This is a genomic window from Falsirhodobacter algicola, assembly GCF_018279165.1.
GTDB classification, from domain to species: domain Bacteria; phylum Pseudomonadota; class Alphaproteobacteria; order Rhodobacterales; family Rhodobacteraceae; genus Falsirhodobacter; species Falsirhodobacter algicola.
The window spans coordinates 458,998-476,211 of sequence record NZ_CP047289.1; the positions used below are offsets into that span (position 1 = coordinate 458,998).

The window sequence follows — 17,214 nt, forward strand, 5'->3', positions numbered from 1 at the left end:
GGAAGGTCGGGCGTATCGGTCACGGGCTGCGCTTTCTGGTACTTCTGTCGTGCCGACTATAACGGTTGGGGGCGGGCGGCACAATGCCGCCGGCCCGTTCAGAAGCTGCGCGTCGGCCGGTCGAACACCTTGCGCCCCATCAGCGAGCCCACGAGATCGACCATCATCTTCGCCGTTCGTCCCCGTTCGTCGAGGAAGGGGTTGAGCTCCACCAGATCGAGCGAGGTGACGAGACCGCTCTCGTGCAGAAGCTCCATCACCAGATGCGCCTCGCGGAAGGTGGCGCCGCCGGGCACCGTGGTGCCGACCGCCGGCGCGATCGAGGGGTCGAGGAAATCGACATCGAGCGAGACATGCAGCATCCCGCCCGCCTGCTCCACCCGGTCGAGGAAGGCGCGCAGCGGCACCACGATCCCGAACTCGTCCAGGACGCGCATATCGTTGATCTCGATCTCATGCTCCAGCAGGGCCTCATGCTCGGCCGGATCGACCGAGCGGATGCCGAAGAGGCAGATGTTGCGCGGGGGCAGCGGGGCCGGGAAGGGCGGGAACGCGTCGAACCCCGCGCGCCCGGCGATATAGGCGACGGGCGTTCCGTGCAGATTGCCCGAGGTCGTCGTCTGCGGGGTGTGGAAATCGGAATGCGCGTCGAGCCATAGCAGGAACAATGGCCGGCCCGCCGCATGGGCATGCGCCGCCGCCCCCGCCACCGATCCGAGCGCGAGCGAGTGATCGCCCCCCATCACCACCGGAAAGCCGCCATCCGACAGCGCCGCCTGCACCGTGGCCGACAGCGCCTCGGTCCAGCCGACGGTTTCGGGCAGGGCATGGACGGCGGGATTGCCGCATTCGGCCGGGCGCAGGGCGGGCAGGGCGACATCGCCCCGATCCTCCACGCGGTGGCCAAGGGCGGTCAGCGTCGCGCCGAGGCCCGCCACACGGTAGGCCGCCGGACCCATCAGGCACCCCGCCCGCCGCTGGCCACTGTCGATCGGTGCGCCGATCAAGATGCAGGATTGTGGCATGAAGGCTCCTTTCGCTTTGCGCGCAACATAGGATCACGTTCGCGGGATGCTATTCTAAATCGGAGCGGGTGGCCCTAAGCTTTCCGCCGCAAGCCTTGGGAGCCATGCATGATCGACGAACTTGGCCATTTCACGCTGGTTTTGGCCTGCGGGGTGGCGCTGCTTCAGGCCGCCGTGCCGCTGATCGGTGCCCAGCGGGGCTGGAGCGGATGGATGGCGCTGGGAACGGCGGCGGCGAAGATACAGCTTTTGCTGCTGATCGCGGCCTTCGCGGCGCTGATGCATGGCTTCGTCACCTCCGATTTTTCACTGCGGCTGGTGGTGGACAATTCGCATACGCTCAAACCGATGCTCTACAAGATCTCGGGCGTGTGGGGGAACCACGAGGGATCGCTCCTCCTCTGGTCCATGATCCTTGCGCTGTTCGGGGCGATGGTGGCGTGGCGCGGCGCAGAGCTGCCGGACCGGCTGCGGGCGCGGGTGCTGGCGGTGCAGGGGATGATCGGGCTTGCGTTCCTCTTGTTCATGCTGCTGACCTCGAACCCCTTTCTGCGGCTGGCGGCGCCCCCCTTCAACGGGCATGACCTGAACCCGCTGCTCCAAGACCCCGGCCTCGCCTTCCACCCGCCGTTCCTCTATCTCGGCTATGTCGGGATGAGCGTGCCCTTCGCCTTTGCCATCGCCGCCCTGATCGAGGGGCGGGTCGATGCCGCATGGGGGCGCTGGGTGCGGCCTTGGACGCTGGCGGCGTGGCTGTTCCTGACGATCGGCATCGCGATGGGGTCATGGTGGGCCTATTACGAGCTTGGTTGGGGCGGCTTCTGGTTCTGGGACCCGGTGGAGAATGCCTCCTTCATGCCATGGCTGATCGGGGCGGCGCTGCTGCATTCGGCCGTCGTGGTGGAAAAGCGCGAGGCGCTCAAGGCATGGACGATCCTACTGGCGATCCTCGCCTTCGGCTTTTCGCTGATCGGGACGTTCCTCGTACGCTCGGGGGTGATCACCTCGGTCCATGCCTTCGCCAACGATCCGCAGCGGGGCGTGGTGATCCTCGTGATCCTTGCGCTGTTCATGGGGGGGGCGCTGACGCTTTTCGCCATCCGTGCCGGCGCGATGGAGGCGAAGGGCATCTTCTCCACCATCAGCCGGGAAAGCGGGCTCGTGCTGAACAACCTTCTGCTGACGGTGGCCTGCTTCGTCGTGTTCATCGGGACGATCTGGCCGCTGGTCGCGCAGATGGCATGGGGGCGGACGCTGTCGGTGGGGGCGCCGTTCTTCGATGCGGCCTTCACGCCCTTCGTGGTGCTGATCGCGCTGGTGCTGCCGGTGGCGGGGCTGATCCCGTGGAAGCGGGCAGCGCTGCGCCGGGCGCTGTGGCCGCTGCGCGGGGCGCTGGTTCTGGCGCTGGCGCTGGCGGCGCTGGCTTGGGCGATGCAGGAAAACCGCTCGGCGCTGGGGCCTGTTGGCGTGGGGCTGGCAAGCTGGGTCGCGGCAGGGGTGCTGGTGGATCTGGCGCAGCGATCCGGGCGCGGGCCGGGGCGCTTGCGCCGTCTGCGCCGCCTGCCGCGGGCCGATTGGGGCAAGGCGCTGGGGCATTTGGGCTTTGCCATCACCGTTTTCGGCATCAGCGCCATCACCGCATGGCAGCAGGAGGATATCCGCGTCCTACGCGTGGGCGAAAGCTATGCCCTCGGTCCCTATGACATCACCTTGCAGGCCGTCCGCGAGGGGCAGGGCGCAAATTACACCACCACCATCGCCGATATGCAGGTGATGCGGGACGGGCGCGCGGTGACGACGCTGCACCCCGAAAAGCGTTTCTATCCCGTGGCGGGAATGCCCACGACCGAGGCTGGGATCGACCACGGCCTTCTGCGCGACATCTACCTCGTGATCGGCGATCCGCAGGATGGGGGCGGCTATGCCGTGCGCGGCTATCTCAAACCCTTTGCCAATTGGATTTGGGGCGGGGCCTTCATCATGGCGCTGGGCGGCGGGATGAGCCTGTCGGACCGGCGGCGGCGGATGGCGGCGGGCGCGGCGCGCGCCCCGGCGGCACAGGCGCGTCCGGCATGATGCGCGCTTTGCTGCTTTCGGCGTTGCTGCTGGCGGGGCCGGCCTTTGCCGTCCAACCCGACGAAATCCTGCCCGATCCGGCGCTGGAGGCCCGCGCCCGCGACATCAGCGCGGGCCTGCGCTGCCCCGTCTGCCGGAACGAGACGATCGACGACAGCACCGCCGGCATCGCCCGCGATCTGCGCCTTCTGGTGCGCGAGCGGTTGGAGGCGGGGGATACCGATCAGGAGGTGGTGGATTTCGTGGTCGCCCGTTACGGCGAATATGTGCTGCTCTCGCCGCCGGCGCGGGGCAGTTCGCTCATCCTGTGGGGGGCGGGGCCGCTGCTGCTTCTGCTGGGGGCGGTGATCGCGGGGGCGGCGCTGCGCCGCAAGCCTGCCCCGCCCGAGCCGTTGACCGAGGCGGAACGCGCCCGCCTCGATGCGCTGATGAAGGATTAGCGCGAGCGCGTGGGAACGGCTTCGCGCTTGGCCCCGATCAGGATCGCGGCCCCGACCAGCGCCGACAGGCCCGAGCCGACCAGCACGCCGATCTTCAGCTCGTTCTGCAGGGCCGGATCGGCATAGGACAGAAGCCCGATGAACAGGCTCATGGTGAAGCCGATCCCGCAGAGCACGCTGACCCCATAGACCTGCCGCCGCGTGGCATGGGCGGGCACATCGGCCCATCCGGCGCGGATCACCACCCACACGGTGGAGAAGACGCCGACCTGCTTGCCCACGAACAGCCCCGCCGCGATGCCCAGAGGCACCGGATCGAGCAGGTTCGACAGGCCGATCCCCTCGAACGAGACGCCGGCATTGGCAAAGCCGAAGAGCGGCACGATCAAGAACGTGACCCACGGGTTGATCGCATGCTCCAGCCGATTCACCGGCGAGGTCATGTCGTCGGGCGCGCCGGGCGAGGGGCGCAGCGGAATGGTCAGCGCCAGAAGAACGCCCGCGATCGTCGCATGCACACCTGATTCCAGCGTGAAGACCCAAAGCACCGCCCCGATCACGAGATAGGGCAGCAGCCGCATCACGCCCGCCTTGTTCAGAGCCAGCAGCGCCGCGAAGGACACCGCCGCACCCGCCAGCATCGGCATGTCGATATCCGAGGTGTAGAAGAGCGCGATGATGACCACCGCCCCCAGATCGTCGATGATCGCCAGCGCCGCAAGGAACACCCGCAGCGAGACCGGGATCGCCGATCCCAGCAGCGACAGCACCCCAAGGGCGAAGGCGATGTCGGTCGCCGAGGGGATGGCCCAACCGCTGGGCCGCCCCCCGTCGATCGAGAGGTTGACGGCGAGGAAGATGATCGCCGGAACCGCCATCCCGCCAAGGGCCGCAGCCCCCGGCAGAACGCGCCGCGGCCATGTCGCAAGCTGCCCGTCCAGCACCTCGCGTTTGATCTCGAGGCCGACATTCAGGAAGAACAGCGCCATCAGCGCGTCGTTGATCCATTCCAGCACCGGAAGCGGACCGATCCGCATCTCCAGCAGGTGTTCATACCCCTCGCCGAGGCCGGAATTGGCCACGATCAGTGCCGCCGCCGAGGCGAGGATCAGCACGATCCCCCCGGAGGTGGAAGAGTTCAGGAATTCCCGGATCAGCGAAGGCGGTCGTGTGCGCGTATGTTCCATGATGCGGGTGTAGCGCCGTCACATTCCGCGCGCTAGAGCCGCGACGCCGGTTCGTGCAATTTCGCGCAGGCCCAGCGGGCGCATCAGGTCGGCGAAGGCCTCGATCTTCTCGGCGGTGCCGGTCATTTCGAAGACGAAGCTCTCCAGCGTCGAATCGACCACGTTGGCGCGGAAGATCTCGGCCAGACGCAGCGCCTCGATGCGGGCATCACCTTTGCCGGCCACCTTCAGCAGCGCCAGTTCGCGCTGCACGCTCGGCCCCTCCACGGTCAGATCGTGCACGGCGTGAACCGGCACGAGCCGCCCGAGCTGCGCCTTGATCTGTTCGATCACGACCGCGGTGCCCGTCGTCACCACCGTGATGCGCGAGCGGTGGCCCTCATGGTCCACCTCCGCCACGGTCAGGCTTTCGATGTTGTACCCGCGCCCCGAGAACAGGCCGATCACCCGCGCCAGAACGCCGCTTTCGTTGTCCACCAGCACCGCAAGGGTGTGGGATTCGATGATCTCGCCGTTCGGATCGCGCAGATCGTAGGCCGAATGGCTCGTGGAGCCGCTCTTGATGTTCAGTGCCATATCCGTCCCCTTACACCAACGCCGAGCCCTTGCCGCCGAAGGCGGCTTCGACATCCGCATCGCCCAGCATCATCTCGTTATGGGCCTTGCCCGACGGGATCATCGGGAAGCAGTTCTCGTGCTTCTCCACCAAGCAATCGAAGATCACCGGCCCGTCATAGCGGATCATCTCCATGATCGCGTCGTCGAGATCCGCCGGATCGTGGCAGCGGATGCCTTTGGCGCCGAACGCCTCGGCCAGCTTCACGAAATCGGGCAGGCTCTCGGACCACGAATGGCTGTAGCGTTCGCCATGCAGCAGTTCCTGCCACTGACGCACCATGCCAAGCCGTTCGTTGTTCATGATGAATTGCTTCACCGGGGCGCGGAACTGCATCGCGGTCCCCATCTCCTGCATGTTCATCAGCCACGACGCCTCTCCGGCGACGTTGATGACCAGCGCGTCCGGATGGGCGATCTGCACCCCGATGGAGGCCGGAAGCCCGTAGCCCATCGTCCCGAGGCCGCCCGATGTCATCCAGCGGTTCGGCGCCTCGAAGCCGAGGAACTGCGCCGCCCACATCTGATGCTGGCCGACTTCGGTCGTGATGTAGCGGTCCATGTCCTTGGTCAGGGCTTCCAGACGCTCCAGCGCGTATTGCGGCTTGATCGTCGTGGTGGACGGGCGGTAGCGCAGGCAGCGCACGGCGCGCCATTCGTCGATCTGGGCGTTCCAGCGGGCGATCGCCTCGCGGTTCAGGCGGCGGCCGCGTTCGGTCCAAAGGCGCAGAGCCGCCTCCAGCACGGCACCCACGTCGCCGACCACACCCAGATCCACCCGCACGATCTTGTTGATCGACGAGGGGTCGATATCCACATGCACCTTCGCCGATCTCGGCGAAAAATCGGCCACGCGGCCGGTGATCCGGTCGTCGAACCGCGCGCCGATGTTCAGCATCAGATCGCAGCCATGCATCGCCATGTTGGCCTCATAAAGGCCGTGCATCCCCAGCATCCCCAGCCAGCCCTTGCCGCTGGCGGGATAGGCCCCGAGGCCCATCAGCGTGGACGTCACCGGAATGCCCGCAGCATCCGCGATCTCGCGCAGCAGGCGGCTCGCTTCGGGGCCGGAGTTGATGACCCCGCCGCCGGTGTAGAACACCGGGCGTTCGGCGGTCTCGATCATCTCCACCATGCGGGTCACGGCGTCCATGTCGGGGGCGGTGCGTGGCTGGTAGTGGGGCACGCGGATCGCATCCGGCGCGACATAGGTGCCGGTGGCGAACTGCACATCCTTGGGAATGTCGATCAGCACCGGGCCGGGGCGGCCCTTGGTAGCGACATGGAAGCCCTCATGGATGGTGGCGGCCAGACGGTCGGTGTCCTTCACCAGCCAGTTGTGCTTGGTGCAGGGGCGGGTGATGCCGACGGTATCGGCCTCTTGGAAGCCGTCGGTGCCGATCAGGAAAGTGGGCACCTGACCCGACAGCACCACGAGCGGGATGGAATCGAGCAGCGCGTCCGTCAGGCCCGTCACGGCGTTCGTGGCGCCGGGGCCGGAGGTCACGAGCACCACGCCCGGCTTGCCGGTGGAGCGGGCATAGCCTTCGGCCATATGCACCGCGCCCTGTTCGTGCCGCACGAGGACGTGGCGGATGTCCGACTGCTGGAAGATCTCGTCATAGATCGGCAGCACGGCGCCGCCGGGATAGCCGAAGACGACCTCCACCCCCTGATCCTTCAGGGCCTGCACCACCATTTTCGCGCCACTCATCCGAGTCATGGCTTTCTCCGTCCTGCTTTGCCGCGCAACAAAAAGCCCCCGGGGCGGGGGCGCATGGAAACCGTGATGGTCAACCGTCACCGGTCCATGCGCCTTGTCGTCCCATGAACCATGACTGCGGACATCCTCCGCCCCCAATTGTTGCGTTCGGGGAACCTAGGGGCAAGCCGAGGCGAGGTCAATATGAAAATGACCGTAACGGAAGCGTTATTGATGGAAGATTTCAAGCTGCGGGTGTTTTGCGCAATCAATCTTCCTTGCGGGACCATGCGAGACGCGGCCCGAACGGGCGCGGGGCGGGCTGGAAGGGGGCGGCATCCTCTTGCAGGCCGTGCAGGGGTTCCTGCAGATGGCGGTGCAGCGCAAAGCGGCAGGGGGCGATGGCGGTGGTGCCGTCCATCTGCAATCCGCCAAGGGCCATCTCGCCGCCGCCGCGCGGGCGCAGCGGCAGTAGAACCAGCCGCGCCGCGACCGAAGGCGGCGCGCCGGGAACCGACAGCTGCATCTCCATCACCGTCAGATCGGTGAACAGCGTTTCGGCCAGCATCGACAGGCGGGTGCGATCGGCCGGCACGAACAGGGCGGTCAGCGGCATGCCCCGCAACTCCATCCCCATCAGATCGGTCAGATGCCGCCCCGCAAGGCGAAAGCGAAAGACGCCGGGGGCGCTGCGCTCGATCAAGAAGGCATGGGGGAGCGCCGTTCCCAGAAGGACAGGGTCGATCTGGGAACGGGCGGGCAGATCCTCGCCGGCGCGCAGGCTTTGCCAGCAGGCGCGGATCGAGGCTATCATCGGGAACCGGTCCTTCATGGCTCGGCCTTTCGCCGGATACTCAAAAACTAGGGACAACTCGTACACCATTAACCGGACGGAAACCAACAACAGCGGATGTGGATGTACCACGGCTTGCGGCGATGTCCCGCCAAAGATGAACAAATGGTTAAGATGCAAGGGCAAAGGCGCAGGAACAGGCAGGGTGAAGGGTTGACCCGGGTCCGGCCCCTCGCGCAGATGCCGGGAACGATGACAGGCAGGATGGTGGCATGCGGCGCGGACTTCTTCTGATACTCTCCTCCCCCTCGGGCGCGGGGAAATCCACGCTGTCGCGGCGGCTGATGGAATGGGATGCCGATATCCGCTTCTCCGTCTCGGCGACGACGCGCACCCCGCGCGCGGGCGAGGTGGATGGCGAGCATTATCACTTCTGCACGCGCGAGGCGTTCCAGACCATGATCGCGGGCGGTCAGATGCTGGAACATGCCGAGGTGTTCGGCAATTTCTACGGCAGCCCCCGCGCGCCGGTCGAAACGGCGATGCGCGAAGGGCGGGACACGCTGTTCGACGTGGACTGGCAGGGCGGGCAGCAGATCCGCAATTCCGCCCTTGGCCGGGACGTGGTGTCGATCTTCATCCTGCCCCCTTCGATCGCGGAGCTGGAGCGGCGCCTGCGCGGGCGCGGGCAGGACAGCGACGAGGTGATCCGCGGGCGCATGGACAAAAGCCGGGACGAGATCAGCCATTGGGCCGAATATGACTATGTCCTCGTGAATTCCGACATAGATGAGACGGAGGAGAAGCTGCGCGCGATCCTCGTGGCCGAACGGCTGCGCCGGGACCGCCAGCCCGACCTGACCGATCTGGTGCGCGATCTGAACGAGGAGTTTGCAGCGCGATGATGCACGATCTGGAGAACCAGTCCCCGATGCTGCCCGCCTCGGGCGATGTCTGGGTCGCGCCGGGGGCGCATGTGATCGGGCAGGTGGCGCTCGGCTCGGGCGTGGGGGTCTGGTTCGGCGCGGTCCTGCGCGGCGACAACGAGCCGATCCGCGTGGGCGAGGGCAGCAACATTCAGGATCTGTGCATGCTGCACACCGATCTCGGCTTTCCGCTGACGGTGGGCGCGGAGTGCACGGTGGGGCATGGCGCGATCCTGCACGGCTGCACGCTGGGCGACGGCACGCTGATCGGCATGGGGGCGGTGGTGATGAACGGCGCCCGCATCGGCGAGGAATGCCTGATCGGTGCCCGCGCCCTCGTGACCGAGGGGCGGGAGATCCCGGCCGGCAGCCTCGTTCTGGGATCGCCGGCGAAGGTCGTTCGCGCCCTGACCCCCGAAGAGCGGGCCGGGCTGCGCGCCTCGGCGGCGCGCTACCGTCAGAACATGCGCCGCTTCCGCGAGGGCCTCACCACGCTTGGCGGATGAAATGCAGCTCGCACCCGCCGGCGATGCCGCAGAGCTCTTCCTCGACGGCGGCGGGGCGGGGCAGTTCGGGAAGCAGGATGTCCACCCGCCCGGCCCATGACAGGCGGCGCAGGCGGGTCAGCAGTTCATGCGCATCGAAATCGCGGCCGAACAACGGCGCCACAATGCGGTCCGGGCAGACCCGCGACAAGAGATGCTGACTGACATCGACATAGCGTGCGACCACGATTCCGGGCACCGCACCCTCGGTGTCGATGCTGCGCAACGCATGGGGTGCGTCGATCAAAAGGAAGATGCCATCCTTCCTGCATGTGACCTCGCCCTGGGGCTGCTTCATGGCGACCTTATAATTCCCTGTAGTGTTACACAGAATTTTCACTGGAGTGACCATAGAACTAGCATAGGGGCCTGAATGGCTTACACGTCACGCGGGCGCAACTCCCTTCATACGCAGTTAGGGTATACACCCGTCGCTCCATACGGAAACAAAATGATGACGATCACGCCTTTTCCATCACACCTCTTATTGCGTTCCGTCGTACGAGGTATACCGCTGCCGGCCGTCGTCATCGGTGATGATGAACGTATTCATGTGGCAAACAGCCGCGCGATCGGCCTTTTCGGCGCAGGAATCGAAGGACGGCACTATGTGCTGGCCATGCGGCAGCCCAGCCTGCTCGATGCGATCGAAGGGACGCTGCGCCACCGGCAGGAGGCAACGGCGCGTCATATTGTCACCGGCCCCTCTTATGAGACGATTTACCGTGTCACCGTCGCCCCGGTGGAGGGGGGGAGCGCCCTCTGCACCTTCGAGGATGTGACCGAGCAGGAACGCGCGGGCCTGATCCGCCGCGATTTCGTGGCCAATGTCAGCCATGAGTTGCGCACGCCGCTGACCTCGCTTCTGGGGTTCATCGAAACGCTGCAAGGCGCGGCCCGCAACGACGCGGCTGCCCGCGAACGCTTCCTCGGCATCATGGCGCGCGAGGCGGAGCGGATGAACCGGCTGGTCCGCGATCTTCTGTCGCTGAGCCGGGTGGAGGCCGAGGAGCGGGTGCGCCCGACGACGCAAGTCGACATCTCGGCGATCGTGCGGATGGCGGTGCAGACGCTGCGCCCCGTCGCCGATGGACGCGACATCCGCCTCGAGGTGACGGGCGTCGCCGATCCGGTCCTGATCCCCGCCGATCCCGATCAGATGCTTCAGGTGTTCCAGAACCTCGTGGAGAACGCGCTCAAATACGGCGGCACCGGCGGGTTGGTGGAGATCGACATCTCGCTAGACGATTGCAAGGCGCTGCGGGCGCCGGCGGTGGTTCTGGCGGTGCGCGATCATGGCGACGGTTTCGATCCGATCCACATCCCGCGGCTGACCGAGCGGTTCTACCGCGTGGACAACCACCGCTCGCGCGAGATGGGGGGGACGGGCTTGGGCCTTGCGATCGTGAAGCACATCGTCAATCGCCATCGCGGCCGCTTCCGCATCGAAAGCGCGAAGGGCAAGGGCAGCACCTTCAGCGTGATCCTGCCGCGCGATTGATCAGCTGCACAGCGCGCGGCTGACCATGGTGCGCAGGGCGTCCTGATCCACCGCGATCATATAGATCAGATCGGTGTGGCTGCGGCAGGGCGGGTTGCGATCGACGATGATGTCGTCCTCCGTCACCTCCAGCCGCAGGGGGCGACCGAGGAACAGATGCGGTTGCAGCAGATAGGCGACGGCCCCCGCATCGAGGATCTGAACCGCGGTGCCCAGCATCTCGGCGGCAAGGCGGCCCGCATCGCCCGCCGCGCCGAGGCAGGTCAGATCGCCATGCGTGAGGGGCAGGCCCAAATCGTCCGGCACCACCACGAGCGATGCCTCGGATTCCAGCACCGTCCGCGCCGCCTCGGGATCGGCGCGCAGATAGGCCAGATCCTTGCCCGCATCGTCCCGGCCCGTCGCAAGGACGATCGATTGCAGGCGGCGGCCGATATCGGGGGCCTGCCGCAGCGCGGCCGCGATATTGGTCAGGGGGCCGCAGCAGCAGATCGTCACGCTGTCGGGCGGGTTCGCGCGCACGGTGCGGATGATGAAGGCGGCGGCCTCGGTCGCATCGCCGGGCCCGCCGGGCAGGATCGGCACGTCGTTCCGGCGGCTGACATCGCGCAGCGCATGGGCCCTTTGCCACGCATCGGTGCTCGGGCCGTCTGCGACCGTGATCCCCGCCACATCCATCCGCCCGGGGGCCAGAAGCAGGAACAGCGCAGCAATCGCAGCGTCCTGACTGCAATCGGTATCGAGGATCACCATCTGCCGCATCATCGTCTCGTCGTCTTTCAATTACCGTGACGGAACTAGGGTCATGCGAACCGGTTGCAAATTGGTTAACGCCTGTCGGCACGTTCCTGCCGTTTTGCCGCATCCCAAAGGCGGTCCATCTCCTCCAGCGTGCTGTCGGCGGGGGTGCGGCCCTCGGCGGCAAGGCGATCTTCGATGAAGGCGAAGCGGCGGGTGAACTTGGCATTGGTTCCGCGCAGGGCGGTTTCGGGATCGACCCCGAGATGGCGCCCGAGGTTCACGACCGCGAACAGCAGATCGCCGAATTCGTCGCGGATCTCCTCGGGGGCGGCGGTGTTTCGAGCTTCGACGAGTTCCCCGGCCTCTTCGAGGATCTTGGCCAGAACCTGATCGACCTCGGGCCAGTCGAAACCGACGCGCGCCGCGCGTTTTTGCAGCTTCAGCGCCCGCGTCGCGGCGGGCAGGCCGAGGGCGACACCGTCCAGAACGCGCGTTTCCCGCCGCTGCGCACGCTCGGCGGCTTTCATCGCCTCCCACGCCTCGGACTGTGCCTCGGTGTTGCGGGCGGCGTCCGCGCCGAAGACATGGGGATGGCGCGCGACCATCTTGTCGGCGATGGCGCGGGCGACATCCTCGAAGGTGAACATCCCCGCCTCATCGGCCATCTGCGCGTGGAACACGACCTGCAAGAGCAGATCCCCCAACTCGCCCGGCAGTTCGTCCCATGCCTGCCGCTCCACCGCGTCGGCGACCTCGTAGGCCTCTTCGATCGTATAGGGGACGATGGAGGCGAAATCCTGTTCCAGATCCCACGGACAGCCGCCCTCGGGATCGCGCAGGCGGCGCATGATCGTCAGAAGGCGGGTGATTTCGGTATCGTCGCTCATTGCGGACCTTCGCGTTTTCCGGTTCATGTGACAGCTACAACCCTCGCGGATCAGGAGTCCATCATGCCCGTCCCGAACAGCATCGCCGCCATGGCCGACGATATGAAGGCATGGCGCCGCCACCTGCACAGCCAGCCCGAGGTCGCCTTCGACTGCCACGACACGGCCGCCTTCATCGCCGCCCGCCTGCGCGACTTCGGCGTGGACGAGGTGCATGAGGGGATCGCCACCACCGGCATCGTCGCCATCATCGAGGGGCAGGGCCCCGGCCCGGTGATCGGGCTGCGCGCCGATATGGACGCGCTGCCGATGACCGAGGTGACGGGCCTGCCCTACGCCTCGCAGCGGGCGGGGGCGATGCATGCCTGCGGCCATGATGGGCATGTGACGATGCTGCTGGGGGCGGCCCGCTATCTGGCCGAGACGCGGGCCTTTTCGGGCCGGGTCGCGCTGATCTTCCAACCGGCGGAGGAAGGCGATGGCGGCGCGCTGGAAATGGTGCGCGAGGGGATCATGGACCGCTTCGACATCGCCCGCGTCTTCGGCATCCACAATTGGCCGGGTCGGCCCTTCGGCACGATGATGACCAATCCGGGGCCGCTGATGGCCTCGGTTGATACGGTCACGGTCACGTTGCGCGGGCAGGGCGGGCATGGCGCGATGCCGCACACGACCGTCGATCCGGTGATCGCGATGGCTGGCCTCGTGCAGGGCTTGCAGACGGTCGTGTCGCGCAACGCATCGGCGCTCGACAATCTCGTGGTGTCGGTCACGCAGATTCATGCGGGCAGCGCCTCCAACATCATCCCGAGCGAGGCGTGGATGACCGCCACCATCCGCTCCTTCACGCCCGAAGTGCGCCGCCTGGCCGAAGAGCGCATCCGCGCGCTGATCGCGGGCCATGCCGCCGCCTATGGCGTGGAGGCGGTGGTGGAGTACGATCTTGGGTATCCGCCCACCGTGAACCATCCCGAAGAAGCCGTCTTTGCCGCCGACGTGGCGCGCGGCGTCGCGCTGGCCGTCGAGGCCGACCACCCGCGCGAGATGGGGGCGGAGGACTTTTCCTATATGCTGGAGGCGCGGCCCGGGGCGTATCTGTTCCTTGGAACGGGTCCGGGCGCGGGACTGCACAGCGACAGCTACGATTTCAACGACGAGGTGGCACCGATCGGCGCCGCCTTCTTCGCGCGGCTGGTGGAAACCGCGCAGCCCCTCGCCTGAAGGGCGCGATGCGGGGGGCCGGCAGTCCGGCCCCCCGGCATGGATCAGAGCGTGCCGTCCAGATAGCGCGCGATGACGGCTTGGCTGCCATCGGCCCAGACCGCGCGCAGAAGCTGATCGAATCGCGCGACGACGGCCGCATTCTCGCCCAGATCGCCATAGACTTCGCGCATCGCCAGCCAGACCGACGGATCGTCCTTGGCGCGGGCGGCGACCAGCGTCAGCTGTTCCCAGCTCGGATCGTTGGGGGCGATTTCGGCGCCGGTCTCGCTGGTGCCGAAGCAATAGCGGCACCACAGCGCCGACAGCAGGATCAGACCCGTCGCATCGCCGCCCTTGGCCACCACGTCGCGGATGGAAGGGACGATGAACTTCGGCTGACGGTTCGAGCCGTCGAGGCACAGCCGACGGATCGTGTCCGCCACGGCCGAGTTGGCGCAACGTTCGAGGATCAGTTGCTTATAGGCCGAAAGGTCCGTGTCCGGCACCGGCGGCACGATCGGCAGGATCTCCGTCTGCTCCACCTTGTCGAGGAAGGCGCGGATCTGATCGTCCTGCATCGCCTCGTGGACGAAGTGGATGTCGCGCAGGCCCGCCGGATAGGCGAGGATCGCGTGACCACCGTTCAGGATGCGGATCTTCATCGTCTCATAGGCGTCCACCGCTTCGGTGAAGGTGACGCCCACCTTTTCCAGTTGCGGACGACCGGCGGGGAAGTTGTCCTCGATCACCCATTGGCGGAACGGCTCGCAGGTGACGGGGGCCGCATCCTCGAGGCCGAGGCCGGCGATCATCTGGATCTCGTGCGGGCCGGTGGCGGGGGTGATGCGGTCCACCATCGAGCTGGGGAACGCGACCGAGGTGCCGATCCATTCGGCGAGTTCCGCATCCGACAGGCGGGCAAGGCCGATCACCGCATCGCGCGTGACATGGCCGTTATGGGGAACGTTGTCGCAAGACATCACGGTGAAGGGCTGAAGACCGGCGGCGCGGCGGGCCTTCAGCGCGGCGATGATCGCGCCGAACACCGTTTCCGGCGCGTCGGGGTTCGCAGCGTCGCGCTGGATCGCGGGATGCTCGGGGCTGAAGGTGCCGGTCTTGGGGTCGATGAAATACCCCCCTTCCGTCACCGTCAACGAGACGATGCGGATCGCGGCATCCGACATCGCGGCGATCAGCGGGGCATTGGTCGGATCGACCGGCACGAAGCCCGGCATCGCGCCGATGATGCGGGTGCTGGTGGAATCGGGGGCGCGTTCGGTCACCGAGGAGAGGTAATCCTGCGTCTCCAGCAGGCGGCGCATCTTCTCGTCGCCCTCGCGCACGCCGGCGCCGAGGATGGCCCAGTCGTGGTCGAGGCCCATGCCGAACAGATCGTCGAGATAGACGGCCATATGGGCACGGTGGAAGTTGCCGGTGCCGATATGCACGATGCCGGGCGTCAGCGCCTTGCGATCGTAGTTCGGCACGTTGATGCCCGCGGGCAGCGCGTTCAGGTTGGCTTCGTTCAGTTTCATGTCAGCTCATCCAGTTGCCGCCATCGGCGTTGCATGTCCGGGCGACGATGTGGACCGCACGGATGTCTCGCCGTGACCGCGCGGCCGGAAGGAAACGGCGTCGCCCGGGAGGCGCATCCGCGCGCCCCCCGGGCGGTTGTTGTGGACCGCGCATCGCGCGATGGCAAGCCCGCCACCCCAATGGGGGCGGGCCCGCCGTCCGATCAGATCGACATGCCTTTGGCGTCGAAGCGGTGGATGCAGGCGGGGTTCGGCGTCAGCCAGATCGTGTCGCCGTGACGCACGTTCACCTCGCCATCCGCGCGCACGTTGATGAGGCCGAGATCGGTTTCGACATGCAGGAACGTGTCCGAGCCGAGATGTTCGGACACCGTCACGCGGCCGCGCCACGCGCCCGTCTCGCCGACCGAGACATGCTCGGGGCGGATGCCGATTTCATGCGCGTCGTATTTGGCCGCCTCGGCGCCGCCGACGAAGTTCATCTTCGGGCTGCCGATGAAGCCCGCGACGAAGCGGTTCTTCGGGCTGCGATACAGTTCCAGCGGGCTGCCGACCTGTTCGATGCGGCCGGCCTGCAGCACGACGATCTTGTCGGCCATGGTCATCGCTTCCACCTGATCGTGGGTGACGTAGATCATGGTCGTCTTCAGCTCGTTGTGCAGCTCCGAGATCTCCAGCCGCATGTTCACGCGCAGCGCGGCATCGAGGTTCGAGAGCGGTTCGTCGAACAGGAACGCCTTGGGGCTGCGCACGATGGCGCGGCCGATCGCGACCCGCTGCCGCTGACCGCCCGAAAGCTGCCCCGGACGACGGTCGAGATAGTTGGTGAGGTTCAGCACCTCGGCGGCGTTCGTTACCTTCTCGTTGATCTCCGCCTGCGGCATCTTGGACATCTTCAGCGGGAAGGCGATGTTCTTGCGCACCGACATATGCGGATAGAGCGCATAGGACTGGAACACCATCGCAAGGCCGCGCTGTGCCGGACGTTCGGCGGTCGCATCGCGGCCGTCGATTTCGATCTTGCCGCCCGAGACATCCTCGAGGCCCGCGATCAGACGCAGCAGCGTCGATTTCCCGCAGCCCGAGGGGCCGACGAAGACCACGAATTCGCCGTCGTTGATGGTCAGGTCCAGCGGCGGGATAACCTCGGCATCGCCGAACCGCTTCGCCACGCCTTTGAGTTCGATTTGACCCATGGGATTCTTCCTTATTTGACGGCGCCGAAGGTGAGGCCACGCACGAGCTGTTTCTGGCTGAACCAGCCGAGGATCAGGATCGGTGCGATGGCCAGCGTCGAGGCGGCAGAGAGTTTTGCATAGAACAGCCCCTCCGGCGAGGAGTAGCTGGCGATGAAGGCGGTCAGCGGGGCGGAGTTCACCGCCGTGAGGTTCAGCGTCCAGAACGCCTCGTTCCACGCGAGGATGATGTTCAGCAGCAGCGTGGAGGCGATGCCCGGAACGGCCATCGGCGTCAGGATGTACACGATCTCCTTGCCGAGCGAGGCACCGTCCATGCGGGCGGCTTCGAGGATCTCACCGGGGATTTCCTTGAAGTAGGTGTAGAGCATCCAGACCACGATCGGCAGGTTCATCAGCATCAGCACGATGACGAGCCCGGTGCGGGAATCCAGAAGGCCCCAGTCGCGGAAGATCAGGTAGATCGGGATCAGAACGCCGACGGCCGGCATCATCTTGGTGGACAGCATCCACATCAGCACGTCCTTGGTGCGGCGGCCCGGCACGAAGGCCATGGACCATGCCGCGGGGATCGCGACGATCAGCGCCAGCACGGTGGAGCCGACCGAGATGATGACCGAGTTCATGAAGTGCTGGAAGTAGTCCGAGCGCTCCTGAACGGTGGCGTAGTTCTCCAGCGTCCAGTGGAAGTTGAGGAACTTCGGCGGGATGGAGATCGCGTCGATCTCCGTCTTGAAGCTCGTCAGGATCGTCCACAGGATCGGGAAGAAGATCAGGAAGGCGATGAGCCAGGCCACGACCGTGACCAGCGCCTTGCGTTGCGGGGTGCTTGCGCGCGCCAT

At 66.5% G+C, this 17,214-nt stretch carries 17 protein-coding genes; 6 read left to right on the forward strand and 11 right to left on the reverse strand.

Translation table 11 applies throughout. The features are described 5' to 3' along the window. Positions 1–98: 98 nt before the first annotated feature. The gene (gene rocF, locus GR316_RS02365) at positions 99–1,025 is read right to left on the reverse strand and encodes an arginase (protein ID WP_211784465.1); all 927 of its coding nucleotides are present in this window, start codon (positions 1,023–1,025) and stop codon (positions 99–101) included. Positions 1,026–1,133: 108 nt separating this feature from the next. Here rocF and GR316_RS02370 point away from each other — a divergent pair, with 108 nt between their 5' ends. Both GR316_RS02370 and GR316_RS02375 read left to right on the forward strand, forming a co-directional pair. Continuing rightward, complete coding sequence (locus GR316_RS02370; protein ID WP_211784466.1) at positions 1,134–3,101, forward strand: heme lyase CcmF/NrfE family subunit; 1,968 nt, start codon at positions 1,134–1,136, stop codon at positions 3,099–3,101. Further along, positions 3,098–3,541 (forward strand): cytochrome c-type biogenesis protein, encoded by a 444-nt coding sequence (locus GR316_RS02375; protein ID WP_211784467.1) that lies wholly within the window; start codon positions 3,098–3,100, stop codon positions 3,539–3,541. Before GR316_RS02370 ends, GR316_RS02375 begins: the two co-directional genes overlap by 4 nt. Here the strand turns inward: GR316_RS02375 and nhaA are convergent. From nhaA to GR316_RS02395, 4 genes are all read right to left on the reverse strand, one after another. After that, on the reverse strand, positions 3,538–4,728 hold the full coding sequence (gene nhaA, locus GR316_RS02380) for a Na+/H+ antiporter NhaA (RefSeq protein WP_211784468.1): 1,191 nt from the start codon (positions 4,726–4,728) through the stop codon (positions 3,538–3,540). The genes GR316_RS02375 and nhaA overlap by 4 nt on opposite strands. 18 nt (positions 4,729–4,746) lie before the next feature. Continuing rightward, complete coding sequence (gene ilvN, locus GR316_RS02385; protein ID WP_211784469.1) at positions 4,747–5,304, reverse strand: acetolactate synthase small subunit; 558 nt, start codon at positions 5,302–5,304, stop codon at positions 4,747–4,749. 10 nt (positions 5,305–5,314) lie between these two features. Continuing rightward, complete coding sequence (locus tag GR316_RS02390) at positions 5,315–7,066, reverse strand: acetolactate synthase 3 large subunit (protein ID WP_211784470.1); 1,752 nt, start codon at positions 7,064–7,066, stop codon at positions 5,315–5,317. Between the two features lie 247 nt (positions 7,067–7,313). Continuing rightward, entirely contained in the window at positions 7,314–7,877 is a 564-nt protein-coding gene (locus tag GR316_RS02395) for a PAS domain-containing protein (RefSeq protein ID WP_211784471.1), read from the reverse strand. 233 nt (positions 7,878–8,110) lie between these two features. Here GR316_RS02395 and gmk point away from each other — a divergent pair, with 233 nt between their 5' ends. Beyond that, the gene (gene gmk, locus GR316_RS02400) at positions 8,111–8,743 is read left to right on the forward strand and encodes a guanylate kinase (RefSeq protein WP_211784472.1); all 633 of its coding nucleotides are present in this window, start codon (positions 8,111–8,113) and stop codon (positions 8,741–8,743) included. After that, entirely contained in the window at positions 8,740–9,270 is a 531-nt protein-coding gene (locus GR316_RS02405; RefSeq protein WP_211784473.1) for a gamma carbonic anhydrase family protein, read from the forward strand. Before gmk ends, GR316_RS02405 begins: the two co-directional genes overlap by 4 nt. Here the strand turns inward: GR316_RS02405 and GR316_RS02410 are convergent. Then, the gene (locus tag GR316_RS02410) at positions 9,251–9,607 is read right to left on the reverse strand and encodes a hypothetical protein (RefSeq protein WP_211784474.1); all 357 of its coding nucleotides are present in this window, start codon (positions 9,605–9,607) and stop codon (positions 9,251–9,253) included. The two genes, GR316_RS02405 and GR316_RS02410, sit on opposite strands and share 20 nt — an antisense overlap. A gap of 156 nt (positions 9,608–9,763) precedes the next feature. On the opposite strand from GR316_RS02410, the gene GR316_RS02415 reads away from it, so the two are divergent. Further along, positions 9,764–10,810, forward strand: a complete 1,047-nt coding sequence (locus GR316_RS02415; RefSeq protein ID WP_211785071.1) for a sensor histidine kinase — start codon at positions 9,764–9,766, stop codon at positions 10,808–10,810. On the opposite strand, the gene GR316_RS02420 is transcribed toward GR316_RS02415, so the two are convergent. Continuing rightward, a complete protein-coding gene (locus GR316_RS02420) occupies positions 10,811–11,575 on the reverse strand; it encodes a nucleoside hydrolase (protein ID WP_211784475.1) in 765 nt (254 codons plus the stop codon). 62 nt (positions 11,576–11,637) lie between these two features. Next, the gene (gene mazG / locus GR316_RS02425) at positions 11,638–12,438 is read right to left on the reverse strand and encodes a nucleoside triphosphate pyrophosphohydrolase (RefSeq protein WP_211784476.1); all 801 of its coding nucleotides are present in this window, start codon (positions 12,436–12,438) and stop codon (positions 11,638–11,640) included. 63 nt (positions 12,439–12,501) lie between these two features. On the opposite strand from mazG, the gene GR316_RS02430 reads away from it, so the two are divergent. Then, positions 12,502–13,659: a M20 aminoacylase family protein gene (locus GR316_RS02430; protein ID WP_211784477.1), complete on the forward strand. Its 1,158-nt coding sequence runs from the start codon at positions 12,502–12,504 to the stop codon at positions 13,657–13,659. Between the two features lie 44 nt (positions 13,660–13,703). On the opposite strand, the gene GR316_RS02435 is transcribed toward GR316_RS02430, so the two are convergent. The 3 genes from GR316_RS02435 to GR316_RS02445 form a co-directional block, all read right to left on the reverse strand. Further along, positions 13,704–15,176 (reverse strand): mannitol dehydrogenase family protein, encoded by a 1,473-nt coding sequence (locus GR316_RS02435; RefSeq protein WP_211784478.1) that lies wholly within the window; start codon positions 15,174–15,176, stop codon positions 13,704–13,706. A gap of 203 nt (positions 15,177–15,379) precedes the next feature. Next, a complete protein-coding gene (locus GR316_RS02440) occupies positions 15,380–16,372 on the reverse strand; it encodes an ABC transporter ATP-binding protein (RefSeq protein WP_211784479.1) in 993 nt (330 codons plus the stop codon). A gap of 11 nt (positions 16,373–16,383) precedes the next feature. Continuing rightward, positions 16,384–17,214 (reverse strand): carbohydrate ABC transporter permease, encoded by an 831-nt coding sequence (locus GR316_RS02445; RefSeq protein WP_211784480.1) that lies wholly within the window; start codon positions 17,212–17,214, stop codon positions 16,384–16,386.

Excerpts from the sequence above, each read along its gene's own strand:
- rocF (WP_211784465.1), bottom strand. The coding sequence starts at position 1,025 with ATGCCACAATCCTGCATCTTGATCGGCGCACCGATCGACAGTGGCCAG.
- GR316_RS02370 (WP_211784466.1), top strand. The coding sequence starts at position 1,134 with ATGATCGACGAACTTGGCCATTTCACGCTGGTTTTGGCCTGCGGGGTG.
- GR316_RS02375 (WP_211784467.1), top strand. The coding sequence starts at position 3,098 with ATGATGCGCGCTTTGCTGCTTTCGGCGTTGCTGCTGGCGGGGCCGGCC.
- nhaA (WP_211784468.1), bottom strand. The coding sequence starts at position 4,728 with ATGGAACATACGCGCACACGACCGCCTTCGCTGATCCGGGAATTCCTG.
- ilvN (WP_211784469.1), bottom strand. The coding sequence starts at position 5,304 with ATGGCACTGAACATCAAGAGCGGCTCCACGAGCCATTCGGCCTACGAT.
- GR316_RS02390 (WP_211784470.1), bottom strand. The coding sequence starts at position 7,066 with ATGACTCGGATGAGTGGCGCGAAAATGGTGGTGCAGGCCCTGAAGGAT.
- GR316_RS02395 (WP_211784471.1), bottom strand. The coding sequence starts at position 7,877 with ATGAAGGACCGGTTCCCGATGATAGCCTCGATCCGCGCCTGCTGGCAA.
- gmk (WP_211784472.1), top strand. The coding sequence starts at position 8,111 with ATGCGGCGCGGACTTCTTCTGATACTCTCCTCCCCCTCGGGCGCGGGG.
- GR316_RS02405 (WP_211784473.1), top strand. The coding sequence starts at position 8,740 with ATGATGCACGATCTGGAGAACCAGTCCCCGATGCTGCCCGCCTCGGGC.
- GR316_RS02410 (WP_211784474.1), bottom strand. The coding sequence starts at position 9,607 with ATGAAGCAGCCCCAGGGCGAGGTCACATGCAGGAAGGATGGCATCTTC.
- GR316_RS02415 (WP_211785071.1), top strand. The coding sequence starts at position 9,764 with ATGACGATCACGCCTTTTCCATCACACCTCTTATTGCGTTCCGTCGTA.
- GR316_RS02420 (WP_211784475.1), bottom strand. The coding sequence starts at position 11,575 with ATGATGCGGCAGATGGTGATCCTCGATACCGATTGCAGTCAGGACGCT.
- mazG (WP_211784476.1), bottom strand. The coding sequence starts at position 12,438 with ATGAGCGACGATACCGAAATCACCCGCCTTCTGACGATCATGCGCCGC.
- GR316_RS02430 (WP_211784477.1), top strand. The coding sequence starts at position 12,502 with ATGCCCGTCCCGAACAGCATCGCCGCCATGGCCGACGATATGAAGGCA.
- GR316_RS02435 (WP_211784478.1), bottom strand. The coding sequence starts at position 15,176 with ATGAAACTGAACGAAGCCAACCTGAACGCGCTGCCCGCGGGCATCAAC.
- GR316_RS02440 (WP_211784479.1), bottom strand. The coding sequence starts at position 16,372 with ATGGGTCAAATCGAACTCAAAGGCGTGGCGAAGCGGTTCGGCGATGCC.
- GR316_RS02445 (WP_211784480.1), bottom strand. The coding sequence starts at position 17,214 with ATGGCGCGCGCAAGCACCCCGCAACGCAAGGCGCTGGTCACGGTCGTG.